We start from the raw sequence: 12,740 nt of genomic DNA, 5'->3' as shown, positions 1-12,740 counted from the left end.
CTACTCTTGCTGCTGCAACGACGCCATGTCGATCACGAAGCGGTATTTCACATCGCTTTTCAGCATGCGCTCATAGGCTTGGTTGATCTGCTGGATCGGAATCAGTTCGATGTCGGCGGCGATGCCATGCGCGGCGCAAAAATCCAGCATTTCCTGGGTTTCCGCGATGCCGCCGATCAGCGAGCCGGCCAGATGCCGGCGCTTCAAGATCAGGTTGAAGACGCGCGGCGAAGGATGCGGCGTGGCCGGCGCACCGACCATGGTCATCGTGCCGTCGCGTTTCAGCAGCGCCAGGAAGGCATCCAGATTGTGCGGCGCCGCCACGGTGTTCAGGATGAAGTCGAAACTGTTCTTATGGGCCGCCATCTCTTCGGCATTTCTGGAGATGACGACCTGGTCGGCGCCGAGCCGCAGCGCATCCGCCTGCTTGTCCGGCGACGTGGTAAACAGCACTACCTGCGCCCCCATCGCGTGCGCCAGCTTGACCCCCATGTGGCCCAGCCCGCCGAGGCCGACGATGCCGACCTTCTGGCCGCGGCCGACTTTCCAGTGGCGCAGCGGCGAATAGGTGGTGATGCCGGCGCACAGCAAGGGCGCGGCGGCCGCCGGGTCGAGCGCGTCGGGCACGCGCAGCACGAATTTTTCGTTGACCACGATATTGCTGGAATAGCCGCCATGGGTCGGCTGCCCGCTCTCCTTCTCGGTGCCACCATAGGTGCCCGTGAAGCCGTTTTCGCAGTATTGCTCCAGCCCTTCCGCGCAACTGCCGCAGTGCTGGCAGGAATCGACCATGCAGCCGACGCCGGCCATCTGGCCGGCACGGAAACGCGTGACCTCGGCGCCGACACGGGTTATCCGGCCGATGATTTCATGGCCCGGCACCAGCGGATAAACGGTGCCGCCCCACTCGTTGCGGGCAGCATGCAAATCCGAATGACAGACGCCGCAATACAGAATCTCGATTTGCACGTCGTGCGCTCCGGGCTCGCGCCGCTCGAAATGATAGGGTGTCAGCGGCTGTGCGGCGTCGGTAGCGGCGTAGCCAAAGGATGGCTGCATGGGATCTCCTTGAATGGGTGAAGGGGCGCTGCGCTGCGGCCGGCTCCAGGCGCGGCGTGCGCGGCGGCAGCGGAAAATCGGGGGAACCTCGATTTGTTTATACACCAAAGCGGCGCGCCCGATGCGCGGTGCGACAAGCCGCCGCCCAAGCTAAGTCATGCGGCCGCCTGGCGCGGCGCGGTGGTCAGCAGCATCACGCTGGCCAGAATCACCGCCATCGCCAGCACTTCGCGCGCGCTGATGGTCTCGCCGCCGAGCCAGACGCCGAGCGCGACCGCGATCACCGGGTTGACATAGGCATAGCTCGACGCCAGCGCCGGTGAGACCCGCGCCAGTGTGTACATATAGGCCGAGAATCCGACCAGCGAGCCGATCGTGATCAGGTAGAACCAGGCCAGCCACGCCTGCCAGCTGGCTTGCGCCAGCATGGCGGACGACAGCGTCTCGCCTTTTAGCAAGCCGACGGCCAGCAGAAAGCCGCCGCCGACGATCATTTCGCTGGCGAAGCCCATCGGCCCGGGCGCCACTTTCAGTTTTTTCTGCGACAGCACCGAACCGAGCGACCAGCAGGTGACCGCGCACAGCAGCGTCAGCGCGCCGAGCGGCGAGCCGGACAGGCCGGCGCCGCTGGCCAGGAGCAGTACGCCGGCGAAGCCGATGCCGATGCCGACCCATTCGCGGCGCGTCGGCCAGTGGCCGAACCAGCCCGACCACAGCGCGAACAGCAAGGGCGTGATGGCGATGAACACCGCGGTCAGGCCGGACGCCACGGTCTGCTCGGCGATCGCTACAAAACCGGTGCCGCCAGCCAGCAGCAGCACGCCGACGATGCCGCCGTCGCGCCATTGCGCCAGTGTCGGGCTGGCAATGCCGCGCCACTTCAGCGCGCCGAACAGCAACAGGCCAGCCACCAGGAAGCGCAGCGCGATCATCAACAGTGGCGGAAACGATTCGAGGCCGATGCGGATCGCAAAATAGGTAGAGCCCCAGACCACGTAGACGATCAGCAGGGCAATCAGGACAAAGCGGGGCAGGTGGCGCATGGCGACGTATAGTAAGTTTGAAAAATGGGAGTATATGTAAAAAATATAATTTTTATCGGCGTAGATCTGTTTTGCATGTGGGAGTATGCGATTGCGTCGGGATCTTTGGACGGTTTCCCGGCGCGCCAGTCGGAGACGGGCTGGCATAGTTGCAAACTGTAATACAGTGTAGGCTGCGAATGACGATTTTTACAGTGATAGATGAAGTCTATAATTGGTTTTTTCCTTGTTTTTAATTTAATTTCGGATGATCTGCCATGAAGATAGAACTTGATGCGGTGGATGGAAAAATCCTGGAAATCCTGCAGGCCGACGCCCGCACCACGCTGGCTGAAATCGGCCGCCGCATCCACATGAGCCAGCCGGCGGTAGCGGAGCGGGTGCGCCGCATGGAGGCGGCGCAAGTCATCACCGGCTATCATGCGCGGGTCAATCCGGCGGCGCTCGGCTACCCGATCACGGCCTTCATCCGGGTCGCCAAGCGCATCCACGAAACGCCGCTGGAAGTGGTGGCCGCGCAGTTGCCGGAAATCGTCGAATGCCACTCGATCACCGGCGACGACTGCGGCGTGGTCAAGGTAGTGGCCGCCTCGGTCAGCGACCTGGAGCGCGTGATCACCGCCTTGACGCGCTGCGGCGTCACCTCCAGTTCATTGATCCTGTCTTCCAGCATCGAGCGCAAGGCGCTCAAACCGCTGGCTGCCAGTGCTTGATGCCGATTGTTTTTTCCGCTGCCGGCCCGATATATGCAACCGATGATTCCCTTTTCGATACTCGATCTCGCCCCGATCACCGCCGGCAGCAACGCCGCGCAATCGTTTCGCAATACGCTCGACCTGGCCCAGCACGGTGAACGCTGGGGCTACCAGCGCTACTGGCTGGCCGAGCACCACGGCATGCCGGGCATTGCCAGCGCCGCCACCGCGATCCTGATCGGCCATGTCGCTGGCGGCACGGCGCGCATCCGGGTCGGCGCCGGTGGCATCATGCTGCCGAACCATTCGCCGCTGGTGATCGCGGAACAGTTCGGCACGCTGGAGTCGCTGTATCCGGGTCGGATCGACCTTGGACTCGGGCGCGCACCCGGCTCCGACCAGACCACGGCGCGTGCGCTGCGGCGCAACCTGGCGTCGGACGCTGACGAATTTCCGCAGGACGTGGTCGAGTTGATGGATTATTTTGCCGACTCGGGGCGGCAGCCGGTGCGCGCAGTGCCGGGCGCCGGGCTGAACGTGCCGCTCTGGATCCTCGGCTCCAGCCTGTTCGGCGCGCAACTGGCGGCCGCGCTGGGCCTGCCGTATGCATTCGCCTCGCACTTCGCGCCGGCGCAGATGATGCAGGCGATCGCGCTGTACCGTGCCACGTTCCAGCCGTCCGCGCATTTGCAGAAGCCGTACGTGATGCTTGGCTTCAACGTCTTTGCCGCCGAAACCGATGATGAGGCGCAACTGTTGGCGACCTCGATGCAGCAAGCCTTCGTCAACCTGCGCAGCGGCCGGCCGTCGCAGTTGCAGCCGCCGGTGGCCGGGTACCTGGACAGCATCGGACCGGCCGGGCTGGCACTGCTGGAGCAAGTGCTGTCGTGTTCCGCAATCGGTGCGCCGGCTACGGTGGCGGCGCAACTGCGGGCATTCGTCGAGCGCACCGGCGCCGACGAACTAATGATCACGTCGCAGATCTTCGACCATGCGGCGCGCCTGCGCTCGTACCGGATTGCGGCCGAAGTGCGGGCTGCGGCCGGTTCCGCGCAAGCTTGAAGCATCCACCATGTTCTTTGATCAAAGCCGGGCAACCTCCCTGGCCATATTCTGCAAAGTCGTCGACAACTATGGCGACATCGGTATCTGCTGGCGCCTGGCAAGGCAATTGCAGCAAGAGCATGGCATCGCCGTCACGTTATGGGTAGATGATTTGCGCAGCTTCCGGCGCATTTGCCCGCAGGCGGCGGCCGACGCCGAAGTGCAACAGCTCGCCGGTGTGACGGTGCGCTACTGGCGCGATCAGGAAGGCGTATTTGCGGCCGGCGACGTCGCTGACATCGTGATCGAATTTTTCGGCTGCGACATTCCGCCCGGCTACATCGCCGCGATGACGCAGTGCAATCCACGCCCGGTGTGGCTCAACCTGGAAGGCTTGAGCGCTGAGGAGTGGGTGGAAGGCTGCCATACCCTGCCATCGCCCCACCCACGCCTGCCGTTGACGAAACATTTTTTCTTCCCCGGCTTCACCGCCAAGACCGGGGGCTTGCTGCACGAATCTTCCCTGGACGAGCAGCGCCGGCAATTTCAATCGGAGCCGGCGGCCACGACGGCTTTTCTAGCCCGGTTTGGCATGACGCCGGCGGAAATGGCGTCGCGGAAGGTGTCCCTGTTTTGTTATCCGCACGCGCCGGTCTCGGCATTGTTCGAGGCATGGCAAGGCGCCGATGCGGCAATCACTTGCCTGGTGCCGGAAGGCGTTGCGGCCGAGGCGATCCAGGCATTTCTTGGCGGCGAGGCCAAGCCGGGAGCGGCGCGAACTGTCGGTGCGCTCACGGTGCGCGTCCTGCCCTTCGTCGCGCAACCGGACTACGACAGGCTGCTGTGGGCCTGCGACTTGAATTTCGTGCGTGGTGAGGATTCCTGGGTGCGGGCACAGTGGGCGGGCAAGCCGTTCATCTGGCACATCTACCCGCAGGATGAAAACCTGCATCACAAGAAATTGCGCGCATTCCTGCAGCGCTATGCAGCCGGCAGCGACAATTTGATTGCCTTCTCCTGGCGCTGGAACGGCGCATCGCCGGAGGGCGTGAAGGAGCAGGCTGGCTGGTCTGAACTGTGGACATCATTTCAGGCTGGCATGCCGGAAATTGCCAGCAAGGCTGCCGATTGGCAGCGGCAAGTGCTGGCAAACGGCGATCTGGCAAGCAATCTGCTGAAATTTGCCGATTCGCTGCGGTCGGTAGCCGCCCAAAACAAGGTATAATGCACGGCTAATTTTTTAACGCCTTTCGATCAGTGTGAGCTTACTGCGCCATTGGCCATGATGCGACAGATGATCTTTATGCAATCCATTTTTTTCGTACATTCATTATGAAACCTGCAAAAGAAGTTCGTGTCGGTAACATCATCATGGTCGACGGCAAGCCCTTTATCGTGCTGCGTTCCGACGTCAACGGCTCGAGCCGTACCGGCTTTACCTATAAATGGAAGATGAAAAATCTTCTGACCAACGCACCATTTGAAAACGTATTCCGCGGCGACGACAAGTTTGACGTCGTCGTTCTCGACAAGAAGCCGGTGACCTTTTCGTATTTCGCCGACCCGCTGTATGTCTTCATGGACGAGGAATACAACCAGTACGAAATCGAAGAAGAGAACTTGGGTGAGGCGCTGAATTACCTGAAAGACGGCATGGAATGCGAAGCCGTTTTTTATGATGGCAAGGCGATTTCGGTTGAATTGCCGATCACCATTGCCCGCAAGGTGGTGTACTCCGAACCGGCAGTCAAGGGCAACACTTCTGGCAACGTCTTGAAAGAAGCCAAGATTGAAAATGCCATCGAGGCGCATTCCCATATCGTCCAGGTGCCGTTGTTCGTCAGCACCGATGATGTGATTGAAATCGATACCCGTACCAACGAGTACAAGCGGATAATTCGCAACTGAATCGGCTGAAACCAAAAAACGCTGCCAATGAGCAGCGTTTTTTTGTCCCGTTATTGTGTCGGTTTTGCGGATTCTGGATTCTGCTACGGTGGAGGCTGAGTTAATCGCTGGTAGGCGACAGACGGAAGCGCAGCACTTGCGGGTCCCGCCGCAGGTTTTCCACCAGCTGCCGGATATTGTCGGTTTGCGCGGTGCGCAGCGTCGCCCGATATTCAAACAGATCGCCATCCTGGTGAATCCCATAGCCCATTTCCTCGGCATCCAGCCCGAGCTGCGCCAGGCGCTGCGTGAGCGCCTGTTCGGTTGGAGCGTCGGCGCGGGCGAAGCCGATCGACAGGTATAAATACTGATTCGCCGGCATCAACGATTCAATCCGCTTGAACAGCGACAGCACGATCAGCGTTAGCACCGTACCGACCACGCCAAGCGTATAAAAGCCGATCCCGAACAGCACGCCGATCGCCGACACCACCCAGATGCAGGCGGCGGTGGTCAGTCCGCGCACGGTGAAGCCATCGCGAAAAATCACGCCGGCGCCGAGGAAGCCAACCCCGGTGACGATCCCTTGCATGACGCGGCTGGGATCGATGCGGGCCCAGCTTTCGACCGGCGGTTTCCAGTCGAGCGGATTGGAGGTGGCCACCATCAACAGGCAGGCGCCCAGCGCCACCAGCGAAAAGGTGCGAAAACCGGCGGCACGGCCATGATAGCTGCGTTCCAGCCCGATCAGGCCGCCTGCCACCAAAGCCGCCATGATCTGGCCGAACATGGTGCCGATCGTGGTCCAGTCGATTGCGAAATGCAGCATGTCTGTTCCTGTAAGTGAGGTCGGACGAGTGCAGCCGGCAGCGAACTATTCCGGCGCCACCTGCAGGATCAGCTTGCCGAAGTTTTTCCCTTCGAACAGCATCAGCAGCGCGTCCGGGAATTTTTCCAGGCCTTGGACGATGTCTTCGCGCGACTTGAAGCTGCCTTCCTGCATCCACCGCGCCATTTCGGCCGCGGCCAGATGGTAGCGATCGGCATAATCGAACACCACAATGCCTTCCATCCGTGCCCGGTTCACCAGCAGCGACAGGTAGTTGGCGGGGCCCTTGACCGGCGTCGTGTTGTTGTACTGCGAAATTGCGCCGCAAATGATGATGCGCGCTTTCATGCGCAGCCGGGTCAGCACGGTATCCAGGATGTCACCGCCGACGTTATCAAAATAAATATCGACGCCGTCCGGGCAGTAGGTCTTCAAGCCGTCCTTCAGATTGCCGCCCTTGTAATCGATGCAGGCATCGAAGCCCAGTTCGTTGACGACGAAATCGCATTTCTCCTTGCCGCCAGCGATCCCCACCACGCGGCAGCCCTTGTGCTTGGCGACCTGGCCCACGGTCTGGCCGACGGCGCCGGCCGCGCCCGACACCACCACTGTTTCGCCAGCTTGCGGCTGGCCGACTTCCAGCAGGCCGAAGTACGCGGTCATGCCCGGCATGCCGAGCGCGTTCAGGTATTTCGGCAGCGGCGCGATGCGCGCATCGACCTTGTAAAAGCCAGCTGTCTTGTCGTCGGCGGCGCCGACCCAGTACTGCTGCACGCCGATGCCGCCCGAGACCGTATCGCCGACCGCGAATTTGGGCGATTTCGAGGCGATCACGCGGCCGATGCCGCCGGCGCGCATCACTTCGCCGATCGCCACCGGGCGGATGTAGGACTTGCCCTCGTTCATCCAGCCGCGCATGGCCGGATCGAGCGACAGGTAGAGCGTCTGCACCAGGATTTCGCCGTCGGCGATGTCGCGCACTGGTTCCGTGCTCAGGCTCCAGTCGGATGGCTTGGGCAGGCCCACCGGTCGTGCGGCCAGGCGGAATTGCTGATTGGTCAATGCCGAGGTACTCATGCAGATCTCCTGTTGAAATTGTGATCAGAGACTATAGCTTAATTTGAACGGTCGTGCTTTTTTATTCTTCCTGCCAATTTGGAACTTTGTTCAGATGCATGCATCAATGCAAGAGTCTCATGGTTTCCATGGGACATGAATGGTGTGCCAGCTTTCTTTCCCGTTGTGCGCAAGCATGCGGAATGCCGCTTCGCCCCGCTTGCCTGGATGTCGGTGCCGACCGGTTCGATGCCTCGGCCGCATTCCAGTTCCGCAACTTAATTCAAGGAGATTCCATGCTTCGATCCGATACTTTGTTTGGCAAACGGGAAACCGCAACGCCCAATCCGCCTCTGACCAGCAGCCTGACCCCGTCCGCCGCCGCGAATATTCCCAAGCCAGCTTATCCTGCTGCCAGTACTGGCACGGTGCACACTGCCAGCACCAACGAAGTTGGCAGCAAGCTGATCGTCGGCCCCAACATCAAGCTGAAGGGTGTTGAAATCACCGATTGCGACACCCTGGTGGTTGAAGGCCGGGTCGAGGCGACGATGGATTCGCGCGTGATCCAGATCGCCGAAACCGGCGCCTTCAAGGGTTCGGCCGAGATCGATCTGGCCGAAATCCGCGGCGAATTCGACGGCGATTTGACGGTGCGCGAAAAGCTCGTGATCTACGCCACCGGCAAGGTCTCCGGCAAGATCCGCTACGGTCGCGTGGTGATCGAAGAGGGCGGCCAGATCATGGGCGATGTCCAGGTCGGCGGCGCCAGCGTCAAGGCGGTGTCGGTGGCGAAAGTCGTGTCGTCGTAAGGGCGCGCACAGCGTTCTTCCACACCGCCACCCCGGCAAACCCGGCTCGATCCCAGATCGGTCCGGGTTTTTGTTTGCCTGCGGAAAGCGTGCGACAATCAACGCATTGTCATGCGGCCATGGTCGCGCTTCCTCAGCCCTTCAGCATGAAATACGCAGAATATATCCTCACCCTCTCTTGCCTCGATCAGCGCGGCATCGTACGCAACGTTTCCGGATTTTTGGCCGATCATGGCTGCAACATCATTAATTCCGCGCAATTCGGCGACGCCCAGACGCGCCGATTCTTCATGCGCGTGCAATTCGCGGCGGAAGACTCGTCCTATGGCGATGCCGTCCTGCGGGCCGAATTCGATGTACTGGCCGCTACCATGCAAATGGACTGGCAGATGCACGATGCCGCCAAGAAACCGCGCCTGATGCTGATGGTGTCGAAGATCGGCCACTGCCTGAACGATTTGCTATTCCGCTACAAAAGCGGCCTGCTGCCGGTGGAGATTCCAGCGATCGTCTCGAATCACCGCGACTTCTATCAGCTGGCGGCCAGCTACAACATCCCGTTCCACCACTTGCCGCTGGCGCCCGGCGCCGCGCCCGAAGCCAAGCGCACGCAGGAACAGAAAATCCTGGAAATCGTGCAGGCCAACGACATCGATCTGGTCGTGCTGGCGCGCTACATGCAGATTCTGTCGCCGGAAATGTGCAACGCGCTGGCCGGTCGCGCGATCAATATCCACCATTCCTTCCTGCCCAGCTTCAAGGGCGCCAAGCCGTACTACCAGGCGCATGATCGCGGCGTCAAACTGATCGGCGCCACTGCCCATTTCGTCACCGGCGACCTCGACGAAGGCCCGATCATCGAGCAGGGCGTCGAGCGCGTCGACCATGCGATGGAGCCCGATACGCTGACCGCGATCGGGCGCGACGTCGAGTGCGTAGTGCTGGCGCGCGCGGTGAAGTGGTTCGTCGAGCACCGGATTCTTCTGAACGGCCACAAGACGGTGGTGTTCAAATAGTCGTTACGCCAGCGGGCGTATGGAGATCGGAAACATGAAAGCGGATGAGTTGCCTGAGGAAGACTGGGACCCGAAAGCGGACGATGTGCAGCGCGATCAGCGCGCCGCCTACGATGCGATGCGCGAACGCTGTCCGGTCGCCTACAGCGATTTCCTCGGCTGGACGCTGTTCCGACACGCCGACGTGATGCGCGCGCTGCACGACCCGGACACCTTCAGCAGCGTGGTCTCGCGCCATCTCTCGGTGCCGAACGGCATGGACCCGCCGGAGCACACCGACTTCCGCGCCGTGCTGAATCCCTATTTCGAACCGGAACAAATGGCCGCGTTCGAGCCGCACTGCCGCCAGCTGGCGCGGGAACTGGCGGCGGCGCTGCCGGCTGACGGCGAGGTCGAATTGATCGGCCAGTTCACCAGCTGGTTCGCGGTGCGGGTGCAATGCCGCTTTCTCGGCTGGCCGGTGCGCTTCCACGAAAAGCTGTATCAGTGGGTGCAAAAAAATCACCAGGCGACGCTGGCCGGGGACCGGTCGGCGATGGCCCGGATCGCCCATGAATTTCAGGAGTACGTCGAGGAACTGCTGCAGGATCGGCGCGGCGCCGACGCGGGCGCCGACCTGACCGCGCGCCTGCTGCACGAACAGGTGGCCGGGCGACCGCTGCGCACTGAGGAAATCGTCAGCATCCTGCGCAATTGGACCGTCGGCGAAGTCGGCACGATTTCAGCGTCAGTCGGTATCCTCGCTCACTACCTGGCACAGCATCCGGAATTGCAGCAGCGCCTGCGTACCGAACCGGAACTGTTGCCGGCGGCAAACGATGAAATCCTGCGGCTGCACGGGCCGCTGGTGACCAACCGGCGCGTCACCACCGGCGCGGTGCAGTTCGGCGAGCGCCGGATCGGCAGCGGCCAGCGCGTCACGCTGAACTGGGTGGCGACCAACCGCGACCCGGCCGTGTTCGAACAGCCCGACGAGTTTCGGCTGGACCGCGACCCGGCCGACAACCTGCTGTATGGCGCCGGCATTCATGTCTGCCCGGGGGCACCGCTGGCGCGGCTGGAATTGCGGGTGGTGATGGAGGAGCTGCTGACGCGCACCACGGCGATCGAACTGATTTCCGGGCGGCCGCCGACTCTGGCCAGCTATCCGGCCAGCGGTTATGCGCTGCTGCCCCTGCATGTACGTTGCGCCTGAGCGGCGCTACAGGGTCGCCAGGACCGCTGGCGATCTCCTATACTCGCCAAGTTGATGCCGGTCACCGGGCATGAAACGGCGTTATAGCCCGCATACCCAAGCTCTGTCGGTCGGCAAGATCGCCGGGATGATGCGGCGCCCTGGCCTTCGTAACCGCCGCCGCAATCGTGGCGTCAGCCCAGCGCATGCCTGAGCCAGGCGCCGATATCGTTGATCTCTTCCGGGCACACGGAGTGCGGCATCATGTACTCATGCCACTCGACCGGATAGCCGAGCGCGCGCAGCAGGTCGCGCGATTTTTCGGCGCGGTCAATGGTGATCACAGGGTCGCCGCGGCCATGCGCCAGGAAGATCGGCGTGTCCTGGTTGGCTGGCGTGCGTTCCGCCGCCAGCGTGTTGCCGAGCGGCACATAGCCGGACAGGCACAGGAGGCCTGCCAGTTTTTCCGGATGGCGCAAGCCGGCTTGCAAGGTCATCGCGCAGCCTTGCGAAAAGCCGGCCAGCACGATGCGCTCGGCGCGGATGCCATGCGCCTTCTCGCGCGCGATCAGCGCCTCGACCAGTTTTTGCGAGGCGCGCAAACCGGCTTCGTCTTCCCGTTTGGCGCTCTCGGTGCCGAGAATGTCGTACCAGGCGCGCATCACATAACCGTTGTTGATGGTGACCGGCATGGTCGGCGCGTGCGGAAAGACAAAACGGATCGGCGGGCAGCCGGTCAGATCCAGTTCGCGCACGATCGGCACGAAGTCATGGCCGTCGGCGCCCAGGCCGTGCATCCAGATCACGGCCGCGGTCGGGTTCGATCCGGTTTCGAGTTCGATGGTTTCCAGCGTGCTTTGGGTCATGTCGGTTCTTGAACAATAAGGGACGGCTTATTTGGGGCGGATGGCGGATTTCGGCCGGAACGCCTTGCACACCGCCTCGTCGGTTTCGAGATACGGGCCGCCGATCAGGTCGATGCAATACGGCACGGCGGCGAAGATGCCGGCCACCAATTGCTTGCCGTCGGCATCCTTCAAGCCTTCCAAGGTTTCCTTGATCGACTTCGGCTGACCGGGCAGGTTGATGATCAGCGCCGCGTGCTCCGCCGTCTCGCGCACCACAGCGACCTGGCGCGACAGGATCGCGGTCGGCACGAAGCGCAGGCTGATCTGCCGCATCTGCTCGCCGAAGCCCGGCATTTCCTTGGTCGCCACTGCCAGCGTCGCTTCCGGCGTCAGGTCGCGCCGTGCCGGGCCGGTGCCGCCGGTGGTCAGCACCAGGTCGCAGCGCTGGACGTCGACCAGTTCGATCAATGCCTGCTCGATCAGCGCCTGTTCGTCCGGGATCAGGCGCGACACGGCCTGCCACGGGCTGGTCAGTGCGGCGCCCAGCCAGTCGCGCAAGGCCGGGATGCCCTGGTCTTGATAAGCGCCGCTGCTGGCGCGGTCGGAAACCGAGAGCAGCCCGACCAGCAGTTCGTCAGGGTTCTTCTTCATCGGCACCGTCCGTGGTTTCGGGTTCTTCAGGTGCGGCCCCGGCCTGCAATTGCTTCAGCACCTGGAAAATCTCGCGATAGGCTTTGGGTGGCTTGCTTTCCGCCTGCTCGCGGCGCGCATTGCGGATCAGCGTGCGCAGATGCTGCGCATCGGCTGCCGGATGCTCGGCCAGCAGTTCGGTCAGCGCGGCATCATTGGCCAGCAGCTTGTCGCGCCGCCGCTCCAGCATGTGCATCGCATTGGTTTCGGCCTTGGAGGCGCCGCGCCAGCTATCCAGCGTGCGCTGCACTGCGGCCAGTTCCTCTTCGTCCAGCGTGCGCATTTTCTTGCCGACGTATTGCAACTGGCGGCGCCGGCCTTCATGGTTGGTGATCTGCTGGCATTCGAGGATGGCGTCGCGTACGTCTTCCGGCAGCGGCACGCGCTTGACGCGGTCGCGCGGCTGCGCCACCAGTTCTTCACCCAGTTTTTGCAGGGCGGTCATTTCGCGTTTCAGTTGCGATTTGGAAGGGCGCTCGTATTCCTGCTCGAATTCGTTGGACTGGAAGCCGCAGGAACCGCGGTTGGGATTTGGCATATGCTTGGCGATTTATTTGGCTATCGATGGCGTCGCGCCATTCTGTAAA

The 12,740-nt window shown here is 62.2% G+C and carries 14 protein-coding genes; 7 read left to right on the top strand and 7 right to left on the bottom strand.

The features are described from left to right. Entirely contained in the window at positions 1 to 1,059 is a 1,059-nt protein-coding gene (locus tag ACK2VC_RS03705; RefSeq protein ID WP_486732250.1) for an NAD(P)-dependent alcohol dehydrogenase, read from the bottom strand. Between the two features lie 155 nt (positions 1,060 to 1,214). Beyond that, positions 1,215 to 2,102 (bottom strand): drug/metabolite exporter YedA, encoded by an 888-nt coding sequence (gene yedA / locus ACK2VC_RS03700; protein WP_486732249.1) that lies wholly within the window; start codon positions 2,100 to 2,102, stop codon positions 1,215 to 1,217. Between the two features lie 257 nt (positions 2,103 to 2,359). On the opposite strand from yedA, the gene ACK2VC_RS03695 reads away from it, so the two are divergent. From ACK2VC_RS03695 to ACK2VC_RS03680, 4 genes are all read left to right on the top strand, one after another. Beyond that, positions 2,360 to 2,815 carry an Lrp/AsnC family transcriptional regulator gene (locus ACK2VC_RS03695; RefSeq protein WP_486732248.1) on the top strand — a complete coding sequence of 152 codons (456 nt, stop codon included), beginning with the start codon at positions 2,360 to 2,362 and terminating at the stop codon, positions 2,813 to 2,815. Positions 2,816 to 2,857: 42 nt separating this feature from the next. Then, positions 2,858 to 3,859 carry an LLM class flavin-dependent oxidoreductase gene (locus ACK2VC_RS03690; protein WP_486732247.1) on the top strand — a complete coding sequence of 334 codons (1,002 nt, stop codon included), beginning with the start codon at positions 2,858 to 2,860 and terminating at the stop codon, positions 3,857 to 3,859. Positions 3,860 to 3,869: 10 nt separating this feature from the next. Beyond that, positions 3,870 to 5,066: an elongation factor P maturation arginine rhamnosyltransferase EarP gene (gene earP, locus ACK2VC_RS03685; RefSeq protein ID WP_486732246.1), complete on the top strand. Its 1,197-nt coding sequence runs from the start codon at positions 3,870 to 3,872 to the stop codon at positions 5,064 to 5,066. A gap of 107 nt (positions 5,067 to 5,173) precedes the next feature. After that, a complete protein-coding gene (locus tag ACK2VC_RS03680; protein WP_486732245.1) occupies positions 5,174 to 5,749 on the top strand; it encodes an elongation factor P in 576 nt (191 codons plus the stop codon). 100 nt (positions 5,750 to 5,849) lie between these two features. On the opposite strand, the gene ACK2VC_RS03675 is transcribed toward ACK2VC_RS03680, so the two are convergent. After that, positions 5,850 to 6,557, bottom strand: coding sequence for an MgtC/SapB family protein (locus tag ACK2VC_RS03675; RefSeq protein WP_486732244.1), 708 nt, complete (start codon positions 6,555 to 6,557; stop codon positions 5,850 to 5,852). A 45-nt stretch (positions 6,558 to 6,602) separates the two neighbouring features. Beyond that, positions 6,603 to 7,634, bottom strand: a complete 1,032-nt coding sequence (locus tag ACK2VC_RS03670; RefSeq protein ID WP_486732242.1) for an NADP-dependent oxidoreductase — start codon at positions 7,632 to 7,634, stop codon at positions 6,603 to 6,605. 275 nt (positions 7,635 to 7,909) lie between these two features. On the opposite strand from ACK2VC_RS03670, the gene ACK2VC_RS03665 reads away from it, so the two are divergent. The 3 genes from ACK2VC_RS03665 to ACK2VC_RS03655 all read left to right on the top strand — a co-directional run bounded on the left by ACK2VC_RS03665 (position 7,910) and on the right by ACK2VC_RS03655 (position 10,636). Further along, positions 7,910 to 8,425 (top strand): bactofilin family protein, encoded by a 516-nt coding sequence (locus ACK2VC_RS03665; protein ID WP_486732241.1) that lies wholly within the window; start codon positions 7,910 to 7,912, stop codon positions 8,423 to 8,425. Between the two features lie 146 nt (positions 8,426 to 8,571). Beyond that, positions 8,572 to 9,441: a formyltetrahydrofolate deformylase gene (purU, locus tag ACK2VC_RS03660; protein ID WP_486732240.1), complete on the top strand. Its 870-nt coding sequence runs from the start codon at positions 8,572 to 8,574 to the stop codon at positions 9,439 to 9,441. A 34-nt stretch (positions 9,442 to 9,475) separates the two neighbouring features. Beyond that, on the top strand, positions 9,476 to 10,636 hold the full coding sequence (locus tag ACK2VC_RS03655) for a cytochrome P450 (RefSeq protein WP_486732239.1): 1,161 nt from the start codon (positions 9,476 to 9,478) through the stop codon (positions 10,634 to 10,636). Between the two features lie 173 nt (positions 10,637 to 10,809). On the opposite strand, the gene ACK2VC_RS03650 is transcribed toward ACK2VC_RS03655, so the two are convergent. The 3 genes from ACK2VC_RS03650 to yjgA are packed head-to-tail and all read right to left on the bottom strand — an operon-like array spanning position 10,810 to position 12,691. Continuing rightward, the gene (locus tag ACK2VC_RS03650) at positions 10,810 to 11,481 is read right to left on the bottom strand and encodes an alpha/beta hydrolase (protein ID WP_486732238.1); all 672 of its coding nucleotides are present in this window, start codon (positions 11,479 to 11,481) and stop codon (positions 10,810 to 10,812) included. Between the two features lie 27 nt (positions 11,482 to 11,508). Further along, on the bottom strand, positions 11,509 to 12,114 hold the full coding sequence (gene mog / locus ACK2VC_RS03645; RefSeq protein ID WP_486732237.1) for a molybdopterin adenylyltransferase: 606 nt from the start codon (positions 12,112 to 12,114) through the stop codon (positions 11,509 to 11,511). Next, the gene (gene yjgA, locus ACK2VC_RS03640; protein WP_486732236.1) at positions 12,098 to 12,691 is read right to left on the bottom strand and encodes a ribosome biogenesis factor YjgA; all 594 of its coding nucleotides are present in this window, start codon (positions 12,689 to 12,691) and stop codon (positions 12,098 to 12,100) included. The genes mog and yjgA overlap by 17 nt, the downstream gene beginning before the upstream one ends. Positions 12,692 to 12,740 lie beyond the last annotated feature (49 nt).

The organism is Herbaspirillum sp. WTB6 (assembly GCF_057457785.1).
Note: the sequence above shows the minus strand (reverse complement) of the source record. Positions and strands in the feature narration are given on the sequence as shown.